The sequence below is a fragment of the Janthinobacterium sp. GW823-FHT01H08 genome (assembly GCF_058797855.1).
Map to the genome: position 1 here is coordinate 5,517,219 of NZ_CM179504.1, position 15,344 is coordinate 5,532,562.

11 protein-coding genes are annotated in these 15,344 nt (G+C 65.8%); 3 read left to right on the top strand and 8 right to left on the bottom strand.

The window, feature by feature from the left end; translation table 11 throughout:
- Positions 1-170: 170 nt before the first annotated feature.
- The gene (locus tag AC3RCG_RS24755) at positions 171-1,634 is read left to right on the top strand and encodes a cryptochrome/photolyase family protein (protein ID WP_492402336.1); all 1,464 of its coding nucleotides are present in this window, start codon (positions 171-173) and stop codon (positions 1,632-1,634) included.
- Between the two features lie 123 nt (positions 1,635-1,757).
- On the opposite strand, the gene AC3RCG_RS24760 is transcribed toward AC3RCG_RS24755, so the two are convergent.
- From AC3RCG_RS24760 to AC3RCG_RS24785, 6 genes are all read right to left on the bottom strand, one after another.
- Positions 1,758-6,944, bottom strand: a complete 5,187-nt coding sequence (locus AC3RCG_RS24760; RefSeq protein WP_492402335.1) for an Hpt domain-containing protein — start codon at positions 6,942-6,944, stop codon at positions 1,758-1,760.
- 41 nt (positions 6,945-6,985) lie between these two features.
- Entirely contained in the window at positions 6,986-9,223 is a 2,238-nt protein-coding gene (locus tag AC3RCG_RS24765; protein ID WP_070308405.1) for a methyl-accepting chemotaxis protein, read from the bottom strand.
- Positions 9,223-9,828, bottom strand: a complete 606-nt coding sequence (locus AC3RCG_RS24770; protein WP_492402334.1) for a chemotaxis protein CheW — start codon at positions 9,826-9,828, stop codon at positions 9,223-9,225. Before AC3RCG_RS24770 ends, AC3RCG_RS24765 begins: the two co-directional genes overlap by 1 nt.
- Before the next feature lie 26 nt (positions 9,829-9,854).
- On the bottom strand, positions 9,855-10,220 hold the full coding sequence (locus AC3RCG_RS24775) for a response regulator transcription factor (protein WP_070222135.1): 366 nt from the start codon (positions 10,218-10,220) through the stop codon (positions 9,855-9,857).
- 36 nt (positions 10,221-10,256) lie between these two features.
- On the bottom strand, positions 10,257-10,679 hold the full coding sequence (locus tag AC3RCG_RS24780; RefSeq protein ID WP_070222136.1) for a response regulator: 423 nt from the start codon (positions 10,677-10,679) through the stop codon (positions 10,257-10,259).
- Between the two features lie 84 nt (positions 10,680-10,763).
- A complete protein-coding gene (locus AC3RCG_RS24785; protein ID WP_010401308.1) occupies positions 10,764-10,916 on the bottom strand; it encodes a rubredoxin in 153 nt (50 codons plus the stop codon).
- Between the two features lie 96 nt (positions 10,917-11,012).
- On the opposite strand from AC3RCG_RS24785, the gene thiD reads away from it, so the two are divergent.
- Positions 11,013-11,870, top strand: coding sequence for a bifunctional hydroxymethylpyrimidine kinase/phosphomethylpyrimidine kinase (thiD, locus tag AC3RCG_RS24790; protein WP_035822099.1), 858 nt, complete (start codon positions 11,013-11,015; stop codon positions 11,868-11,870).
- Positions 11,871-11,929: 59 nt separating this feature from the next.
- Entirely contained in the window at positions 11,930-13,219 is a 1,290-nt protein-coding gene (gene hemL, locus AC3RCG_RS24795; RefSeq protein ID WP_070222138.1) for a glutamate-1-semialdehyde 2,1-aminomutase, read from the top strand.
- 6 nt (positions 13,220-13,225) lie between these two features.
- Here the strand turns inward: hemL and AC3RCG_RS24800 are convergent, their stop codons facing one another.
- Together AC3RCG_RS24800 and corA are read right to left on the bottom strand one after the other, a co-directional pair.
- Positions 13,226-13,942 (bottom strand): HAD family hydrolase, encoded by a 717-nt coding sequence (locus tag AC3RCG_RS24800; protein ID WP_070222139.1) that lies wholly within the window; start codon positions 13,940-13,942, stop codon positions 13,226-13,228.
- A gap of 278 nt (positions 13,943-14,220) precedes the next feature.
- Positions 14,221-15,186, bottom strand: a complete 966-nt coding sequence (gene corA / locus AC3RCG_RS24805; protein ID WP_034746658.1) for a magnesium/cobalt transporter CorA — start codon at positions 15,184-15,186, stop codon at positions 14,221-14,223.
- Positions 15,187-15,344: the final 158 nt, after the last annotated feature.

Here is a 15,344-nt window from a genome sequence, read left to right on the forward strand (position 1 = left end):
CAATTGTAAAATTGATTGCAAAATCGCTGTCGCACATAAAGTACCGCGAACATACCCGCTAGTTTACACTGAATTGCCGCCGCAGCGACGCCGAAGGCGCGACGCGAGCGGCCATAAAGCCCTGTTGACGGCAAAAAATCGCCTATCTTTGACCTTGAACACGCGAAATAATGACAATTAAGACTTCCCTGGTGTGGTTCCGCCGCGATCTGCGCGCGTTTGACCATGCTGCACTGCATCACGCCCTGCGTCAAAGCCAGGCCGTGCATTGCGTCTTCGTATACGACACCGCCATCCTGGCAGCGCTGCCGCGCCGCGACCGGCGGATCGACTTCATCCATGCCAGCGTGGCCGAGCTGGCCGCCGAGCTGCGCCAGCTGGGCGGCGACCTGATCGTGCTGCACGCGGCCGCGGCCGAGGCGATTCCGCGCCTGGCCGCCGAATTGAACGCCGACGCCGTCTTTGCCAACCACGACTACGAACCGCAGGCGATCGCCCGCGACGCCACGGTGGCCGCCGCGCTCACGCACGACGCGCGCCTGTGGTTCAGCTTCAAGGACCAGGTCATCTTTGAAAAGGACGAGGTGCTGACGCTCTCGGCCAAACCCTACACCGTCTATACGCCGTATAAAAATGCCTGGCTGAAGAAAATGCGCGCCGAACCCGCCTGCCTGGCGCCATTCGCTATCGAGCCGCATGCGGCCAGCCTGGCGCCGCCCCGCGCCGGCACGCCGTCGCCCCTGCCCAGCTTGGGCGAACTGGGGTTCGAGGCCAGCAACCTGGCCGAACTGGCCATCCCCACCGGCATGTCGGGCGCCAGCGCGCTGTTCGAGGATTTTTTGCCGCGCGTGGCCCGCTATGACGTGGCGCGCGATTTTCCCGCCCTGAAGGGACCGTCCTACCTGTCCATGCATTTGCGTTTCGGCACCGTGTCGCTGCGCTATCTGGTGCGCACCGTGGTCGATCTGATGGACCGGGGCGGCGGCGGCGATGGGGCGCCCGTGTGGCTGGCCGAACTGATCTGGCGTGATTTCTACGCCATGATTTTGTACCAGAACCCGCACGTGGAAGGCGGCGCCTTCAAACCGGCCTACGACACCATCGCCTGGGAAACGGGAGCCGAGGCCGATGCCGCCTTTGCCGCCTGGTGCGAGGGGCGCACCGGCTATCCGCTGGTCGACGCGGCCATGGCGCAGCTGAACCAGACGGGCTATATGCACAACCGCCTGCGCATGGTCACGGCCTGCTTTCTGATCAAGGATCTGGGCATCGACTGGCGCCGCGGCGAAGCGTATTTCGCGCTGCATCTGAACGACTTCGACCTGGCCTCGAACAACGGCGGCTGGCAATGGGCGTCGTCGTCCGGCTGCGACGCCCAGCCCTACTTCCGCATCTTCAATCCCATCACGCAGTCGGAAAAATTCGACGCCGGCGGACGCTTCATCCGCCGCTACCTGCCGCAGCTGAAGGCGCTGGGCGACAAGGAAATCCACGCGCCCTGGCTGGTGCCGCGCATGCTGCTCGAGCAAAAAAACATCGTGCTGGGACGCGACTATCCGGAACCCATCGTGCAGCACGACGAGGCGCGCAAGGAGACCCTGGAGCGCTATGCCGTGGTGAAGGTGGTGGGGTAAGCAGGTAATTGATTGGCATTGCGGTGATGTCGGGTTACGCTGTCGTAAAGAGCGTAGGTCGGATTGGCGGGGCAAGGCCCCGCGTAATCCGACAACATCGTTGGCGCTTGTGACGGCGTCGTGTTACACCACGCCGTCGGCCAGCAAGCGTCCCACCTCGGCCAGCAATTCATCTTCCTGGAACGGCTTGCCGAAATACGCATTCACGCCCAGTTCAAATGCATGCGCGCGGTGCTTGTCGGCGCTGCGCGAGGTGATCATGATGACGGGGATGGCGCGCGTCTTGTCGTCGCTGCGCACATTGCGCGTCAAATCAAAACCGTCCATGCGCGGCATTTCCACGTCGACCAGCAGCAGCGCCGGCATGGCGGCCGGTTCCAGCGCATGCAGCTGCTCCAGCGCATCGAGGCCATCCTTGGCCAGCAGCACCTGGTAGCCTTCGCGCTCGAACAGGCGCTGCATCACGCGGCGCACCGTCAGTGAATCGTCGACCACCATCACGCGCACGGCTGGCACGGCCAGCACGCTGGAAGCGGCGTGCTGCTCGCGGCTGGCCAGCGCATATTGCGACAGCAGTTCCGGATGGTGCTCGAGGTGCTGCGCCAGCGCCACCGGGTTGAGGATCAGCACGATGTCGCCCGTGCCCAGCACCGTGGCGCCGGCGATGCCCGGCATGCGCGCCAGTTGCGGCCCCACGTGCTTGACCACGACCTCGCGGTTGCCCACCACGTCATCGACCTGCAAGGCCAGCCTGTCATTGCCATTCCGGAGCAACAGCACCGGCGCATGGCGCTGCGTGGCCTGCTCCGCCGGCGTCTCGCCCAGCATGGCCGACAGGTGATGCAGCGCCAGCGACTGCCCGTGCGACTCGATGCGCCCGGCCGCCCGCACCTGCTCCAGCTGTTCGCCTTTCAGGTGCAGCACCTGCTCGACCAGCACCGACGGCAAGGCATACGTCTTGCCGTTCGCCGCCAGCAGCACCACCTGGGTGACGGCCAGGGTCAGCGGCAGGTGGATGGTGAAGCGCATGCCCAGGCCCGCCTGCGTCTGCGTTTCCACGCGCCCGCCCAGGGCCAGCGCTTCGGAGCGCACGATGTCCATGCCAAAACCGCGTCCTGCCAGTTCCGTCAGGCTGTCGGCGGTGGAAAATCCGGGCGTGAAAATCAGCTCGGCCGCCTGCGCGTCGCTCAAAGGCGCGTCCGTCGGCACCAGGCCGGCGCCGTGCGCCTTGGCGCGGATGCGTTCCAGGTCCAGCCCCGCGCCATCGTCGGAAAAAGCGATCGCCACTTCATTGCCCTGCTGGCTGACCTGCACCAGCAGCTCGCCCGTCTCGCTCTTGCCGGCGGCCAGGCGCGCATCGCGCGGCTCGACGCCGTGCACGATGGCGTTGCGCAGCAGGTGTTCGAAGGGCGCGGCCATGCGTTCGAGCACGCTGCGGTCGATTTCCACGCCGCCGCCGCGGATGTCGAGGTTGACGCGCTTGTCGACTTCCTTGGCGCTTTGCCGCGCCACGCGGAACAGGCGTTCAGCGATGCTGGCAAACGGCACCATGCGGATCTGCATCAGGTCGCGCTGCAGCTCGCGCGTCAGCCGCGCCTGCAGCACCAGGTCGTCCGTCACCGCATCGACGCTGTGGCTGAGGTTTTCATGAAACGAGGCCACGTCGTTGACGCTTTCGGCCATCATGCGCGTGAGTTCCTGCAGACGCGTAAAGCGGTCGAATTCGAGCGGGTCGAATTCGCGCTCACTGCCGACGGCCATGCGCGAAGCGATCTGCGATTCGGCCTGCATTTCCACTTCGCGCAACTGGCGCCGCAGGCGCGCCAGGTTATCGGAAAACTCGGACAGCGAAGCGCCCAGCACGCCCACTTCATTTTCCATCTTCGAGCGCGTGATCGACACTTCGCCGGCCTGGTTCACCAGGCGGTCGAGGATATCGGCGCGCACGCGCACCAGCGCCGCCTTCGGTTCGGCCACCGGGGTGTCTTCCATGCCCGGCAAGGGCAGCAACGGTTGCTGCAGCTGCTCGAACAGGTGCAGCGCATGGTCGTAATGGGCCAGCAATTCCTCGAAAGCTTGCGGCGTGGCGGTGCCCGCGTGCAGCATGTTTTCGATATGCGTCTCGATTTCATGCGCATGCTGACCCAGGCGCATGGCGCCGGCCATGCGCGCGCTGCCCTTGACGGTGTGCAGGGTACGCAGCAGCATCTGCGCCTGGCCGCTGTCGTGCGGCTGCTGCTGCCAGCTGCGCAGCGCCTCGCCGATCTGCGGCAGCAGGTCGGCGCCCTCTTCCAGGAAGACGGACAATAAATCGAGGTCGAGTTCATCGCTGATACCGGCGCTGGCCGCCAGCAGCGCGGCCGCATCGGCCGGCATGATGGCCGGTGCCGGCGCTTCCGGCGCCGCATGCTCCAATGGCGGTGCGTGTTCGAAACCGGCATCGAACAGGTCGTCGCTGGCGCCGCTCTCCTGCGCCGGCGCCGGTGCCGGCACTTCGGCCAGCGGCTCGGCAGGCTGCGCCGGCGTACCGACGATGCTGGCGTAAGCCTCCGCAAACAGGGCGTCGAGGCGGTCTTCCTTGCTTTCGCCAGGCGGCGCCGTCAAGGCGCGCCACAGAGTGTTGAGCGCTTCGATCATGTCCGGCTGCGTTGGCGCAAGGTCGCCCAGCGCGAACGCCTGCAGCATTTGTCCGATGCGCTGCGTGGCCTGCTCCAGCACGTCGTGCTGTTCGGCGCGCAGGCCGGCCAGTGGCGGCACCACCGTTTCGATCACCGTTTCCAGCGCGTGCGCCAGGTCGCGCAGGGACTGGAAGCCCACCGTGCCGGACGTCCCCGCCAGCGTATGCACGGCTTGCAGCGCCTCGGCGCTGACGGCGCGCGGTTCATGGCGCCACTCGCCGAAATCGCGCGTGAGCACGCGCAGCAATTCATCCGTCTCGGCCAGGTAGATGTTGTACAACGGCAGGCTGATGCGCAGTTCGCCCACGTGCTTGAGGTGATCGTCCGGCGCTTCGTGGAGCGCGGGCGCCGTGGCCAAAGGAAGTCCGATCACATTGCCATTGCCGGCCAACGGCGCGGCCGGGCGCGGCTTGCGCAGTTCGAACGCCCCCCCTTCGCGCACGCGCTCTGCCGCCGCCAGCAGCATGCCGGCCTCGCGCTCGCGCCCCGCGCCACCTTCCAGTTCGGCCACCCATTCGCTGAGCTGGTACCAGCCGTAATTGAGCAAGGTAAACAAGTCGTCGCTGGCGGGACGCGCTTCGGCCAGCCAGGTATTCATGACGCGCTCGATGGCGCCGGCCGCTTCGGCAAACTGCGCCAGGCCGATCATGCGGCTGCTGCCTTTCAGGGTATGGAACGAGCGGCGCAGCATGGCCAGGTGGTCGCCACTGGCGGCCTGCTCGCGCGGCAAGGCCAGGGTGGCGTCGATGAAGGCCAGCACTTCGCGCGCTTCGGCGATGAAAATGTCGAGCATCTCCGCGTCGACATCGGTCACGGCCGGTGCGGCATCCATGCCGGCGGGCGCGGCGGGCGCCAGGGCCTGGTCGAGCAAAGGTACCGGTACGGCGCCGGCGGCGGCGACTTTTTCAAATGGCAGCGCGCGGAAAGTGCCGGCGGCCGCATCGAAATGGAAACGCCCGCTGGCCGCCTGCGCGTTGCGGCCCAGCATATCGACAAAAAAGCCCAGCGCGCTGACATTTTGCGCGATCTCGTCGAGCGCTTCGGCGTGCGCATTGGCGTCGCCACCGGCCAGCTGCCGCACGGCGGCGTCAACCTGCAGCACGGCGGCGCGCGCGTCTTCCTGTCCCAGCCCGGCCAGCTGCCGCTGCAACTGCTCCAGCACGGGCGCGACGCCATCGAGTGCCCCCGCCGTCCCCGCACCTGCGGCATCCGCGTAGTAGGCGTTGAGCACCTTTTCCACCTGGCGCAGCCCCGTCTTCATGTCTTCGGCCAGCGCGGCCACGGTCTGGCCCTGCTCGATCTGGCGCGACAGCTCGCCCGCCGTGACGGGCGGCGGCGCTTCGCCGGCCAGCAGCGCCTGCAGGCGCGCGGCGATGGTTTCCGCATTGCCGGCGAAATCGTCGGGCAGGCGGCGCAGCTGCTCCAGTCCCGTGTCGACAAACAGCAGCGCCATGCCGATTTCATTTTCCAGGGCCGCGCTGCGCCCGCTGGCCACGGCTTGCCGAGCCACGGCCGCGCATTCGCGCAGCAGGCTGGCCAGGGCCGGCTGCTTCAAGGTCTCCACATGTGCCGCCACCTGTTGCAGCGACGCTTCAAAATCCGGGCCCAGGGCAGGATCGAGGTCGGCTTGCGCCAGGCGGCTCCAGCTGGCGCGCGCCTGCGCCAGTGACGTACGCGCGCCTTGCAAGGCATCCTGGTCGACCTGGCCGTAGCGCCGCGTTTCCACGTCGGCGGGCAGCATGCCGTCCAGGGCGAAAGCGGCGCGCAGCTGGCGTGCCTCCGGCGTCGGCTCGGGCGCCGCGGCGATGAAGAACAGGGCGTCGCGCAGCATCGCTTCGGGCAGGCTGGCCGTGCCCTGCGCCAGGCGGCGCAACTGCAGGTTGATCAGGCCGAACAGCTGCTTGACGTTGAGCGTGCCCATGCCCTCGCCGCTGGCCGCCAGCCCCGCGAACGCCTGCATGGCGAACCAGAAGGTGCGCGCCGGCGCTTCCTGCTGCGCGTCGGCCACCAGGGTCAAGGTGGCGTGCAGCTCGCCCGCGTGCTGGCGCCGCGCCCCATCATCCTGCGCCTTCAGAAAGGGCAGCAGGGACTTTTCAAAGCGCCCGCGCCAGGCAGGATAGTCCGCCACGGGCGGCGTGTCGGCCAGCGCGATGGCCTGCCCTTCCAGCATGGCGGAGGGCGGGAAAAACAGGTCGGCCGGGTGGATGCGCTCGGCGCCCAGCAGGGTTTGCAGGTCGCGGTAGTAGGGGAACAAACGCGCCGGCTGCGGCGGCGTGCCGGCCACCAGGTCTTCCAGATATTCGGTCAGGGCCTGATACAGTGCGGCGATGATCTGCGCATGGTCCAGCGTGTATTCGAGGCTGCCGTCGCGAAAGCGCGCCAGCGCCCGTTCCGCGCCGTCCGTCAGCAGGCTGGCGCCGGCCACGTCCACCATCACCAGCGCGCCATGCGCCTGGTGCAGGTGCGAGCGCGCATGCTGCAGGGCCGTGGCGCGTTCCTCGCGTTCGCGGCCGCCCGCTTCGAACAGGGCCGTTTTCGAGCGGCCCAGCGCTTCGCGGATTTCCACCATCACCCAGGACAAAGGTTCGCTGTCGAACGGCTTGGACTGCTGTGGACTATCTGGTGTGCTCATGCATGCCTCGGTAAGGAAATCGCCCTGGCTTGGCGCGACGTTCAGGCGGCGACGCGGAAGCGCGACACCGAGTTTTTCAGTTCCTGCGCCAGCATCGACAGTTTATGGATCGACTGCGCCGTTTGCTGCGTGCCGTCCTGGGTCTGCTCCGTCACGCTCAGGATATGCTGGATATTCAAGGCCACGCCGCTGGCCGAACCGGCCTGCGTACCAGTGGCGAACGAGATGCCCTGTATCAGTTCGGCCAGGTGTTTCGACACCTGGCTGATGTCGTTCAAGGCCGCGCCGGCCGCGTCGGACAGGCGCGCGCCCTCGACCACGCCCTGCGTGGACGTTTCCATCGCCCGCGTCGCATCCTGGGTATCGGCCTGGATGGTGCGCACCAGCGCGCCGATCTGCTTGGCGGCCGCGGCCGAGCGTTCGGCCAGGCGCTGCACTTCCTCGGCGACGACGGAAAAGCCGCGCCCCGCCTCGCCGGCCGATGCGGCCTGAATGGCGGCGTTCAGCGCCAGCACATTGGTCTGCTCGGTGATGTCGGAAATGAGCTCGGTGATTTCGCCGATTTCCTGCGACGATTCGCCCAGGCGCTTGATGCGCTTGGACGTATCCTGGATCTGCTCGCGGATTTCATGCATGCCCTTGATGGCGTTTTCCACCGCCGTCGAACCCTGCTGCGCCGCCGCCACCGACTGGCGCGCCACGTCGGCCGAGACGCTGGCCGACTTCGACACGTCGGTAATCGCATTGGCCATCTTGACCACGGTGGCGCTGACGCCCTGGATTTCGCGCGACTGCTGCTGCGACGCGATCAGCAGCTTGCTGGAGATGCTTTGCGCCTGCGTCGAGGCGCGGTTGACCTGTTCGGCCGTCGCCGTCACCCGTCCCACCAGGCCGCGCAATTCCTCGACCGTGTAGTTGACGGAATCGGCGATGGCGCCCGTGATGTCTTCCGACACGGTGGCCTGCACCGTCAGATCACCATCGGCGACCTTCTGCAATTCGTTCATCAGGCGCAGGATGGCCGCCTGGTTCTGGTCATTCCTGGCCTTCGCCGCTTCCTCTTTTCCCTGCGACTGGAGGCGCAGGATTTCCGCCTCCTGGCGCCGCCGCTCGGCGTCGCGCGTGCGGTTGACGGAGTCCTGCAGCAGCACCCTGCCGATGCCGGCCGCCGCGATCAGGGTCAGCAACACGCCGCCGACCATCATCCAGAAGGCCATGCCCAGGGTTTCCTGGTTCACGTGGTACATCTGCTGCAGCAGGGTCAAACGCTGGCGCAGGTCTTCGTTCTCGTTGAAGATCAGCTGTTCGGCGCTTTTCGCCGAACTGAATTTATCGAGCCGGTCGAGTATCGACGACACCAGCTTCTGGTAAGTGTCGAAACTGGCTTTCAGCGCCACCAGCCGGTCGCGCAGTTCGGCGTCGCGCGTGGGCGCCAGTTGCAGCGGCACGCTGCCATTCAGAAGCCCTTCGACGGCGGTGCGGAAATACGTCGTGTCGCGCCCCAGCGAAAACGCCGTTTCCGAGCTGATGCTGCCCGACGACAGGAACTCGCTGGCGCTGCGGCTCATGCGCTGGCTCAGCATCATCAGGCGGCCGATGACGGCCAGGTCGCGCGCATTGCCGCCGCGCTGCACCTTCAGGGCCGCGACTTCCTCGGTCTGCGCCAGCAGCGCCGGCGACAGCGCGTTCAATTGCTGCAAGGTCTTGTCGAATTCGCCCAATTCAGGTTTCAGGCGCAGGATGGTGCTGGCCGCGCGGTCGCTGCTGGCCCACTTCTTGCGCGCGTCGGCCACGGCCGCCAGCAGGGCGGAACGCGACTCGCCGATATCGCGGCCGTGATACGTCCCGCCGCGCAGCATCAGGCGGAAATCCTGGTTCAGTTCATTGCGGCTTTCCTCGAGCTGGCGGAACGCTTCCGGATTGCCTTGCACGGCGTTCGGCGCGGCCTTGCCGATGCGCTGCGAATGCATCAGCGCATCGCTGGCCAGCTGCGTCTGCGCCGAGGCGATATTGCCGCTGCGCGTGTTCAGTCCCACGAACAGCAGGCTGGCGGCCAGACTCAGGGCCATCACCGTCGACAGGATGCTCAGCTGCTTTTGCAGCGGCAAATGGCCGATCAGCGGCAGCTTCAAGTCGCGTACCGGCGTGCTGGCCAGCGACTTGCGCCGTCCCAGCGCGTCGCGCAGGCGCAGCGGCAGGTCGGCCGCCGATGCCGGCTCGCCGGGCGCGTGCTCCGCTTCGGGCATGGCGGCCGCCAGGATGGGGGAATGGGCGCCCATCAGCAAATATCCTTGTAGTCGGCGAGGCCGCCAAAGCCGGCATCGAGGAAGCGCTCCGCTTGCGCCAGCTGCGCCAGGTCCAGGCGCAGCCACTGCTGCCCTTCGCTGTCGCGCAGCGCCTGCGCCGCCCACGACGCCGGTGCATGCGGCACGGAGACGGGCTGCATCGTGCGCAGCTGGCGCAAGCCCAGTACGCGCTCGACCAGCAGTGCGCAATTGAGGCCCAGGCGCGGAGAAAAAGTGATGATGCGGCAGTGATTGCCGGGTGCGCAAGCCGGTTCGCCCATGTAGCGGGCCAGGTCGACGACGCCCGTCAGGCGTCCGCGCATGGCCGCCAGGCCCAGGTACCAGTCCTGCGCCAGCGGCACGCCCTGGATCTGCACACCGGCGGCAATGACGATTTCACCAAGCTGCGTCAGGTCGAGCAGGCAGGGCCGGCCACCGAGCATCACGCCCAGTTCCTTGCGCGCCGCCAGCGCGCCGCTGCGCGCAGCCTGTATCCGCTCGATCAATTGCAGCTGATACTGGCGCAAGCGCCCCTGCCGCGCGCCCGACTCGAAGGATGGCACGGCGGCAGCGGCAGGCGCAAAGGCCGTTGTGGACACGCCGAGACCTGGCATCGTTTGCATGCTCAGGAAAGCGCGGCGATCTTGGCCAGCAGCTCGGCTTCGACCACCGGCTTGACCAGGTAATCGCGCGCGCCCTGGCGCAAGCCCCAGATGCGGTCCGTTTCCTGGCTCTTGCTGGAACAGATAATCACCGGCACGTCCTGCAGTTCGGGATCGCGCGCAATCGCGCGCGTGATCTGAAAGCCATTCGCACCGGGCATCACCACGTCCATCAGGATCAGGTCGGGCCTGGCCTCTTTGAGTTGCGCCAGCGCGTCGGCGCCGTCCTGCGCCGTGAGGACGGCATAACCGGCACGCACCAGCATCTCGCTCAGGTAGTAGCGTTCTGTCGGCGAGTCATCGACGATCAGAATTGTGTGTATGGCCATCTGCTTCCTTGCTGCGTTGTCAATCAATAAAAACACTTACTCAAAATGCCCGGCCAGGTGCAGCCGCACGGCCTCCAGCAGCGCCTCGCGCGCCAGCGGCTTGACCAGGCAGGCGCTGGCGCCCGCCATGGCGCCGCGCGCCCGGTCGAACAAGCCTTCCTTCGACGACAGCATCAGCACCGGCGTGGCGTGATACGCGGCGCTGGCCTTGATCAGCGCACAGGTGCGGTAGCCGTCCAGGCGCGGCATCATAATGTCGCACACGATCAGCGCCGGCTGGCAGTCGGCGATCTTGGCCAGGGCCGCAAAGCCGTTTTCCGCCACCACCACGCGATAACCGGCCTCGCCCAGTATCTTCGCGGCCGCGCTGCGTATCGTCGCGCTGTCGTCGATGACGAGTACCGTGACGCCGGCACACACGGCATCGGACGGCGCCTCTGGCAAGGAAGATCGCGTCATGTGATTATTCGACAATTTTTCATACCATAGCACAGGCAGCCGCGACACCTGCGTGCGGCAGCGGCATCCCGTGGACCTGATTGATTACAGCGCTACCATCTCGAAATCATCCTTGCGCGCACCGCATTCAGGACAGGTCCAGTTCATCGGAACATCGGCCCAACGCGTGCCGGGAGCGATGTCTTCGTCGGGCAAGCCGGCCGCTTCATCATAAACCCAGCCGCAAATAAGACACATCCACGTTTGGAATTGCTGCGTTGTTTCGTTGCTACTCACGTTCTGCCACCCTTCAATCAAGTAAAATGCTGAATTAGGTATCTTAATCTACCCGCCGTGCAAAACCAAACTTCTCCCCTCATATTAAGCTTCGGCGTGTCCGATCCGGTCGGCGCGATCGGTATCCAGGCCGATCTGGCCACGTTTTCAGCCTTCGGCTGCCATGGCCTGTCGGTCACCACGGGCCTGCTGATCAGCGATACGGCGCGCGTGGAAGACGTGCAGGCGGTCGACCCGGACTGGGTTTCCGACCAGGCGCGCGTGCTGCTGGAAGACATGTCCGTGGCCGCCATCAAGATCGGCGCGCTGGGCAGCGTGGAAAACGTCACGGCCATCGCCGAAATCGTCTCCGACTATCCAAACGTGCCGCTGATCCTCGATCCCTTCATTTCGGCGCTGCCGGAACAGGGCATGGACGACGAGGACATCCTCACGGCCGTGCGCCAGCTGCTGATCCCGCAAACGACCCTGCTGGTGCTCTCGCCGGTGGAGCTGGAGCGCCTGGCCGAGACCTGGCGCGACGCCGACCCGGACGACACCCTGCAAAACGACGTCGATTACCTGGTGGCGCTGGGCTGCGAATACGTGCTCGTCACCGGCATGCCGGCCGATGCCAGCAAGTCCGGCACGGGCGAAGGCAAGCTGCGCGCCAATACCCTGTTCGGCGAGGACGGCGTGGTGCGCCACGACGAATGGCAGCACTTGCCAGGCATCTTCAACGGCGCCGGCAGCACCCTGTCGGCGGCGGCCACCGCCCTGCTGGCCCTGGCCGAAAACGAAGACGACGTGCCGCAGGTGGTCGTGGCGGCGCAGGAATTCACGGCCGGCGCGCTGGCGCACGCGCAGCGCCACGGCATGGGCAAGCTGGTGCCGAACCGGCTGTTCCGGCAGCAGCGCCAGCGCGGCGCCCAATAATCCCGTCCAGACAAACACAGACGACACAGACAACGATCCACTCTCAAGGCACGATTATCATGACGACGACTTCACAGAACGACATCCTGTTTGCCCGCGCACAAAAAACCACGCCAGGCGGCGTCAACTCGCCCGTGCGCGCCTTCCGCTCCGTGGGCGGCACGCCGCGCTTCATCACGCGCGCCGAAGGCCCGTACTTCTGGGACGCGGACGGCAAGCGCTATATCGACTACATCGGCTCCTGGGGCCCGGCCATCGTCGGCCACGCCCATCCGGAAGTGGTAAAGGCGGTGCAGGATGCGGCCGCGCTGGGCCTGTCGTTCGGCGCGCCGACCGAAGGCGAAGTGTTGATGGCCGAGGAAATCACGCGTCTGGTGCCGTCGATCGAGCAGGTGCGCCTGGTGTCGTCGGGCACGGAAGCGACCATGAGCGCCCTGCGCCTGGCGCGCGGCGCCACGGGACGCGACAAGATCGTCAAGTTCGAAGGCTGCTACCACGGCCACGCCGATTCGCTGCTGGTCAAGGCGGGCAGCGGCCTGCTCACCTTCGGCAATCCGACGTCGGCCGGCGTGCCGGAAGATTTTGTCAAGCACACCCTGGTGCTCGACTATAACAACGTGGAACAGCTGAAGGACGCCTTCGACAGCTTCGGCGCGGAGATCGCCTGCGTCATCGTCGAACCGGTGGCCGGCAACATGAACCTGGTAAAAGCCACGCCGGCATTCCTGCAGGCGATGCGCGAGCTGTGCACGCAGCACGGCGCTCTGCTCATTTTCGATGAAGTAATGTGCGGCTTGCGCGTGGCCCTGGGCGGCGCGCAGGCGCTGTACGGCATCCAGCCCGACCTCACCGCGCTGGGCAAGGTGATCGGCGGCGGCATGCCGGTGGCGGCCTTCGGCGGCAGCGCGGCGCTGATGCACAACATGGCGCCGCTGGGCGCCGTCTACCAGGCCGGCACCTTGTCCGGCAACCCGGTCGCCGTGGCGGCCGGCATGGCCACCCTGAAACTGATCCAGCAGCCTGGCTTCTACGAGCAGCTGGGCGCCACGGCCAAGCGCCTGGCCGAAGGCCTGACCGCCGCCGCCAAGGAGGCAGGCGTGGTGTTCTGCGCCGACTACATCGGCGGCATGTTCGGCATCTACTTCAGCGAAACACCGCCGACCAGCTACGCGGAAATGATGGCGGGCGACCGCAGCAAGTTCAACGCCTTCTTCCACGCCATGCTGGACGAAGGCGTGTACTTCGCGCCCGCCGCCTTCGAGGCGGGCTTCGTCTCGGCGCAGCACGATGACGCCGTCATCGACGCCACCATCGCTGCCGCGCGCAAGGTCTTTGCTAAATTAGCATAAGCACAATCAGACGGTCGCGGTGTCCATAACCGCGGCCACCAGCGCCGGCAGCCTGGCCATGTCGTTGAACACGACATGCGCGCCGGCCGCTTTCAACCTATCTTCCTGGCCGGCGGCGATATGCCCGCCGCCGATGAATCCCAATACCGTCATGCCCGCCGCCACGGCGGCCGTCACGCCCGTCACGCTGTCTTCCAGCACCAGGCACTGGCTCGGCGGCACGCCAAACGCGGCAGCCGCCGCCAGGTAGACGCCCGGATGCGGCTTGGCATGGCCCACCAGGTCGGGCGTAAACACGCGCTTGTCGAACAGCGGCGCCATGCTGGTCCGCTCCAGCGCCGACAGCACGCGCGCGCTGACGCTGTTCGAGGCCACGGCCTTGGGCAGCGCAATGGCGGCCAGCGCCTGCGCCACGCCGGGCACGGCGCGCAATTGCGCGTCGCAAGCGGCATCGACGGCGTTGCCGATGGCCATGATCTCGTCGGCCGGCAATTGCGGCAAGCCCAGCTCCTTGTAGATATCCTGCATCAGCGGCACCAGGCGCTGGCCCAGGCGCGGCTCGATCAAGCCTTGCAGGGTGACGCCCTCGGGCAGGTTCGGCAGGCGCGGCCCCAGCAACTCCAGCAGCGCTTGCAGGGCCACGGCTTCGCTGTCGATCAGCACGCCATCGCAGTCGCTGATCAGATGGGTAAAGCGCGGTGGGGTGATGGCGGTATCAGGCATGGACTCTCCAGAAGACAACGGTGACGGGAAATGCGGCGGCCGGCCGGCCAAGGCTGGCATCGCAACGATCATAGGTGGAACAGGCGGACGCTGCCACGCAGAAAATGGCTCAATGACGATACTTTTCTGCAAAAGGCAGACTACGGGGAAAAGACTGGCTCAACACAGGCAACGTAGATACCAATTCAATACCACGCAATACCAGTGATTATCGCTGATTTTTGAATTTGCTGCGCTCGCCTTGAAACCGGGACGCGGGAGCGTCCCGGCAAGAGGGCTTATTTCAGCCAGCCGCGGTGGCGGAAGTACAGGAAGGGCGCGATGGCGCTGGTGATCATCAAGCCCCAGGCCCATGGATAGCCGAACGACCATTCCAGCTCCGGCATCAGCTTGAAGTTCATGCCGTACACGCTGGCGATCAGGGTAGGCGGCAGGAAGGCCACGCTGGCCACCGAGAATATCTTGATGATCTTGTTCTGGTTGATGTTGATGAAGCCGACGGTGGCGTCCATCAGGAAGTTGATCTTGTCGAACAGGAACGAGGTGTGGCCATCGAGCGATTCGATGTCGCGCAAAATCTGGCGCGCTTCCTCGAACTGCTCGGAATTGAGCAAACGGCCGCGCATCAGGAAGCTCACGGCGCGGCGCGTATCCATCATGTTGCGGCGGATACGGCCATTCAAATCTTCCTCGTGGGCAATGGCATTCAGCGCTTCGGCCGCGTGCGCATCGGTAAATTCCTTTTGCAGCACACGCGTGCTGACTTCTTCCAGGTTCTGGTAGATGCCTTCGAGCACGTCGGCCGAATATTCGGCATCGGTGGCGTACAGGTCGAGCAGCACGTCCATGTAGTCGGCAATCGAGCCGGGCCGCGAACGGGCGCGCATGCGCACCAGGCGGAACACGGGCAAGTCGTCCGTATGCATGGAAAACAGGATCTTGCGGGCCAGAATGAAGGCCACGGTGATGACGCGCGACGGGCCGTCGTCCTCTTCGCGCAAGAAATCCGTGCGCAGGTGCAAGTCGCCGTTTTCCGCTTCGTAATAGCGGGCCGACGCCTCAATATCCTTGACTTCGTCTTCGCCCGGCAGGGTGACGTTGTAGATGGCCTTGACCCAGGCCCGTTCATCATCGGTGGGGTCGGTCAGGTCGACCCACACCGGTTCGGCATTTTCGAGGTCTGCGCGGCTGTCGATCGGCACCTGGTTGAGCCGGCCATTCTGTAATACAAAGACATTGATCATGCGCGCTCTCAGCCGGATGTGGGGTTATCGTGATGTGCTGGCGCTGGCGCCAAAAATGAAAACAGCGCAAGTGTACCCGCAAAGGCCTTTTCACGACCACCCCCGGCACGGCTTTTTCACGGAAAAAGTGCGGCGGTGCACCAAGGGAGGCGATTAAG

Excerpts from the sequence above, each read along its gene's own strand:
- AC3RCG_RS24755 (WP_492402336.1), top strand. The coding sequence starts at position 171 with ATGACAATTAAGACTTCCCTGGTGTGGTTCCGCCGCGATCTGCGCGCG.
- AC3RCG_RS24760 (WP_492402335.1), bottom strand. The coding sequence starts at position 6,944 with ATGAGCACACCAGATAGTCCACAGCAGTCCAAGCCGTTCGACAGCGAA.
- AC3RCG_RS24765 (WP_070308405.1), bottom strand. The coding sequence starts at position 9,223 with ATGGGCGCCCATTCCCCCATCCTGGCGGCCGCCATGCCCGAAGCGGAG.
- AC3RCG_RS24775 (WP_070222135.1), bottom strand. The coding sequence starts at position 10,220 with ATGGCCATACACACAATTCTGATCGTCGATGACTCGCCGACAGAACGC.
- AC3RCG_RS24780 (WP_070222136.1), bottom strand. The coding sequence starts at position 10,679 with ATGACGCGATCTTCCTTGCCAGAGGCGCCGTCCGATGCCGTGTGTGCC.
- AC3RCG_RS24785 (WP_010401308.1), bottom strand. The coding sequence starts at position 10,916 with ATGTGTCTTATTTGCGGCTGGGTTTATGATGAAGCGGCCGGCTTGCCC.
- hemL (WP_070222138.1), top strand. The coding sequence starts at position 11,930 with ATGACGACGACTTCACAGAACGACATCCTGTTTGCCCGCGCACAAAAA.
- AC3RCG_RS24800 (WP_070222139.1), bottom strand. The coding sequence starts at position 13,942 with ATGCCTGATACCGCCATCACCCCACCGCGCTTTACCCATCTGATCAGC.
- corA (WP_034746658.1), bottom strand. The coding sequence starts at position 15,186 with ATGATCAATGTCTTTGTATTACAGAATGGCCGGCTCAACCAGGTGCCG.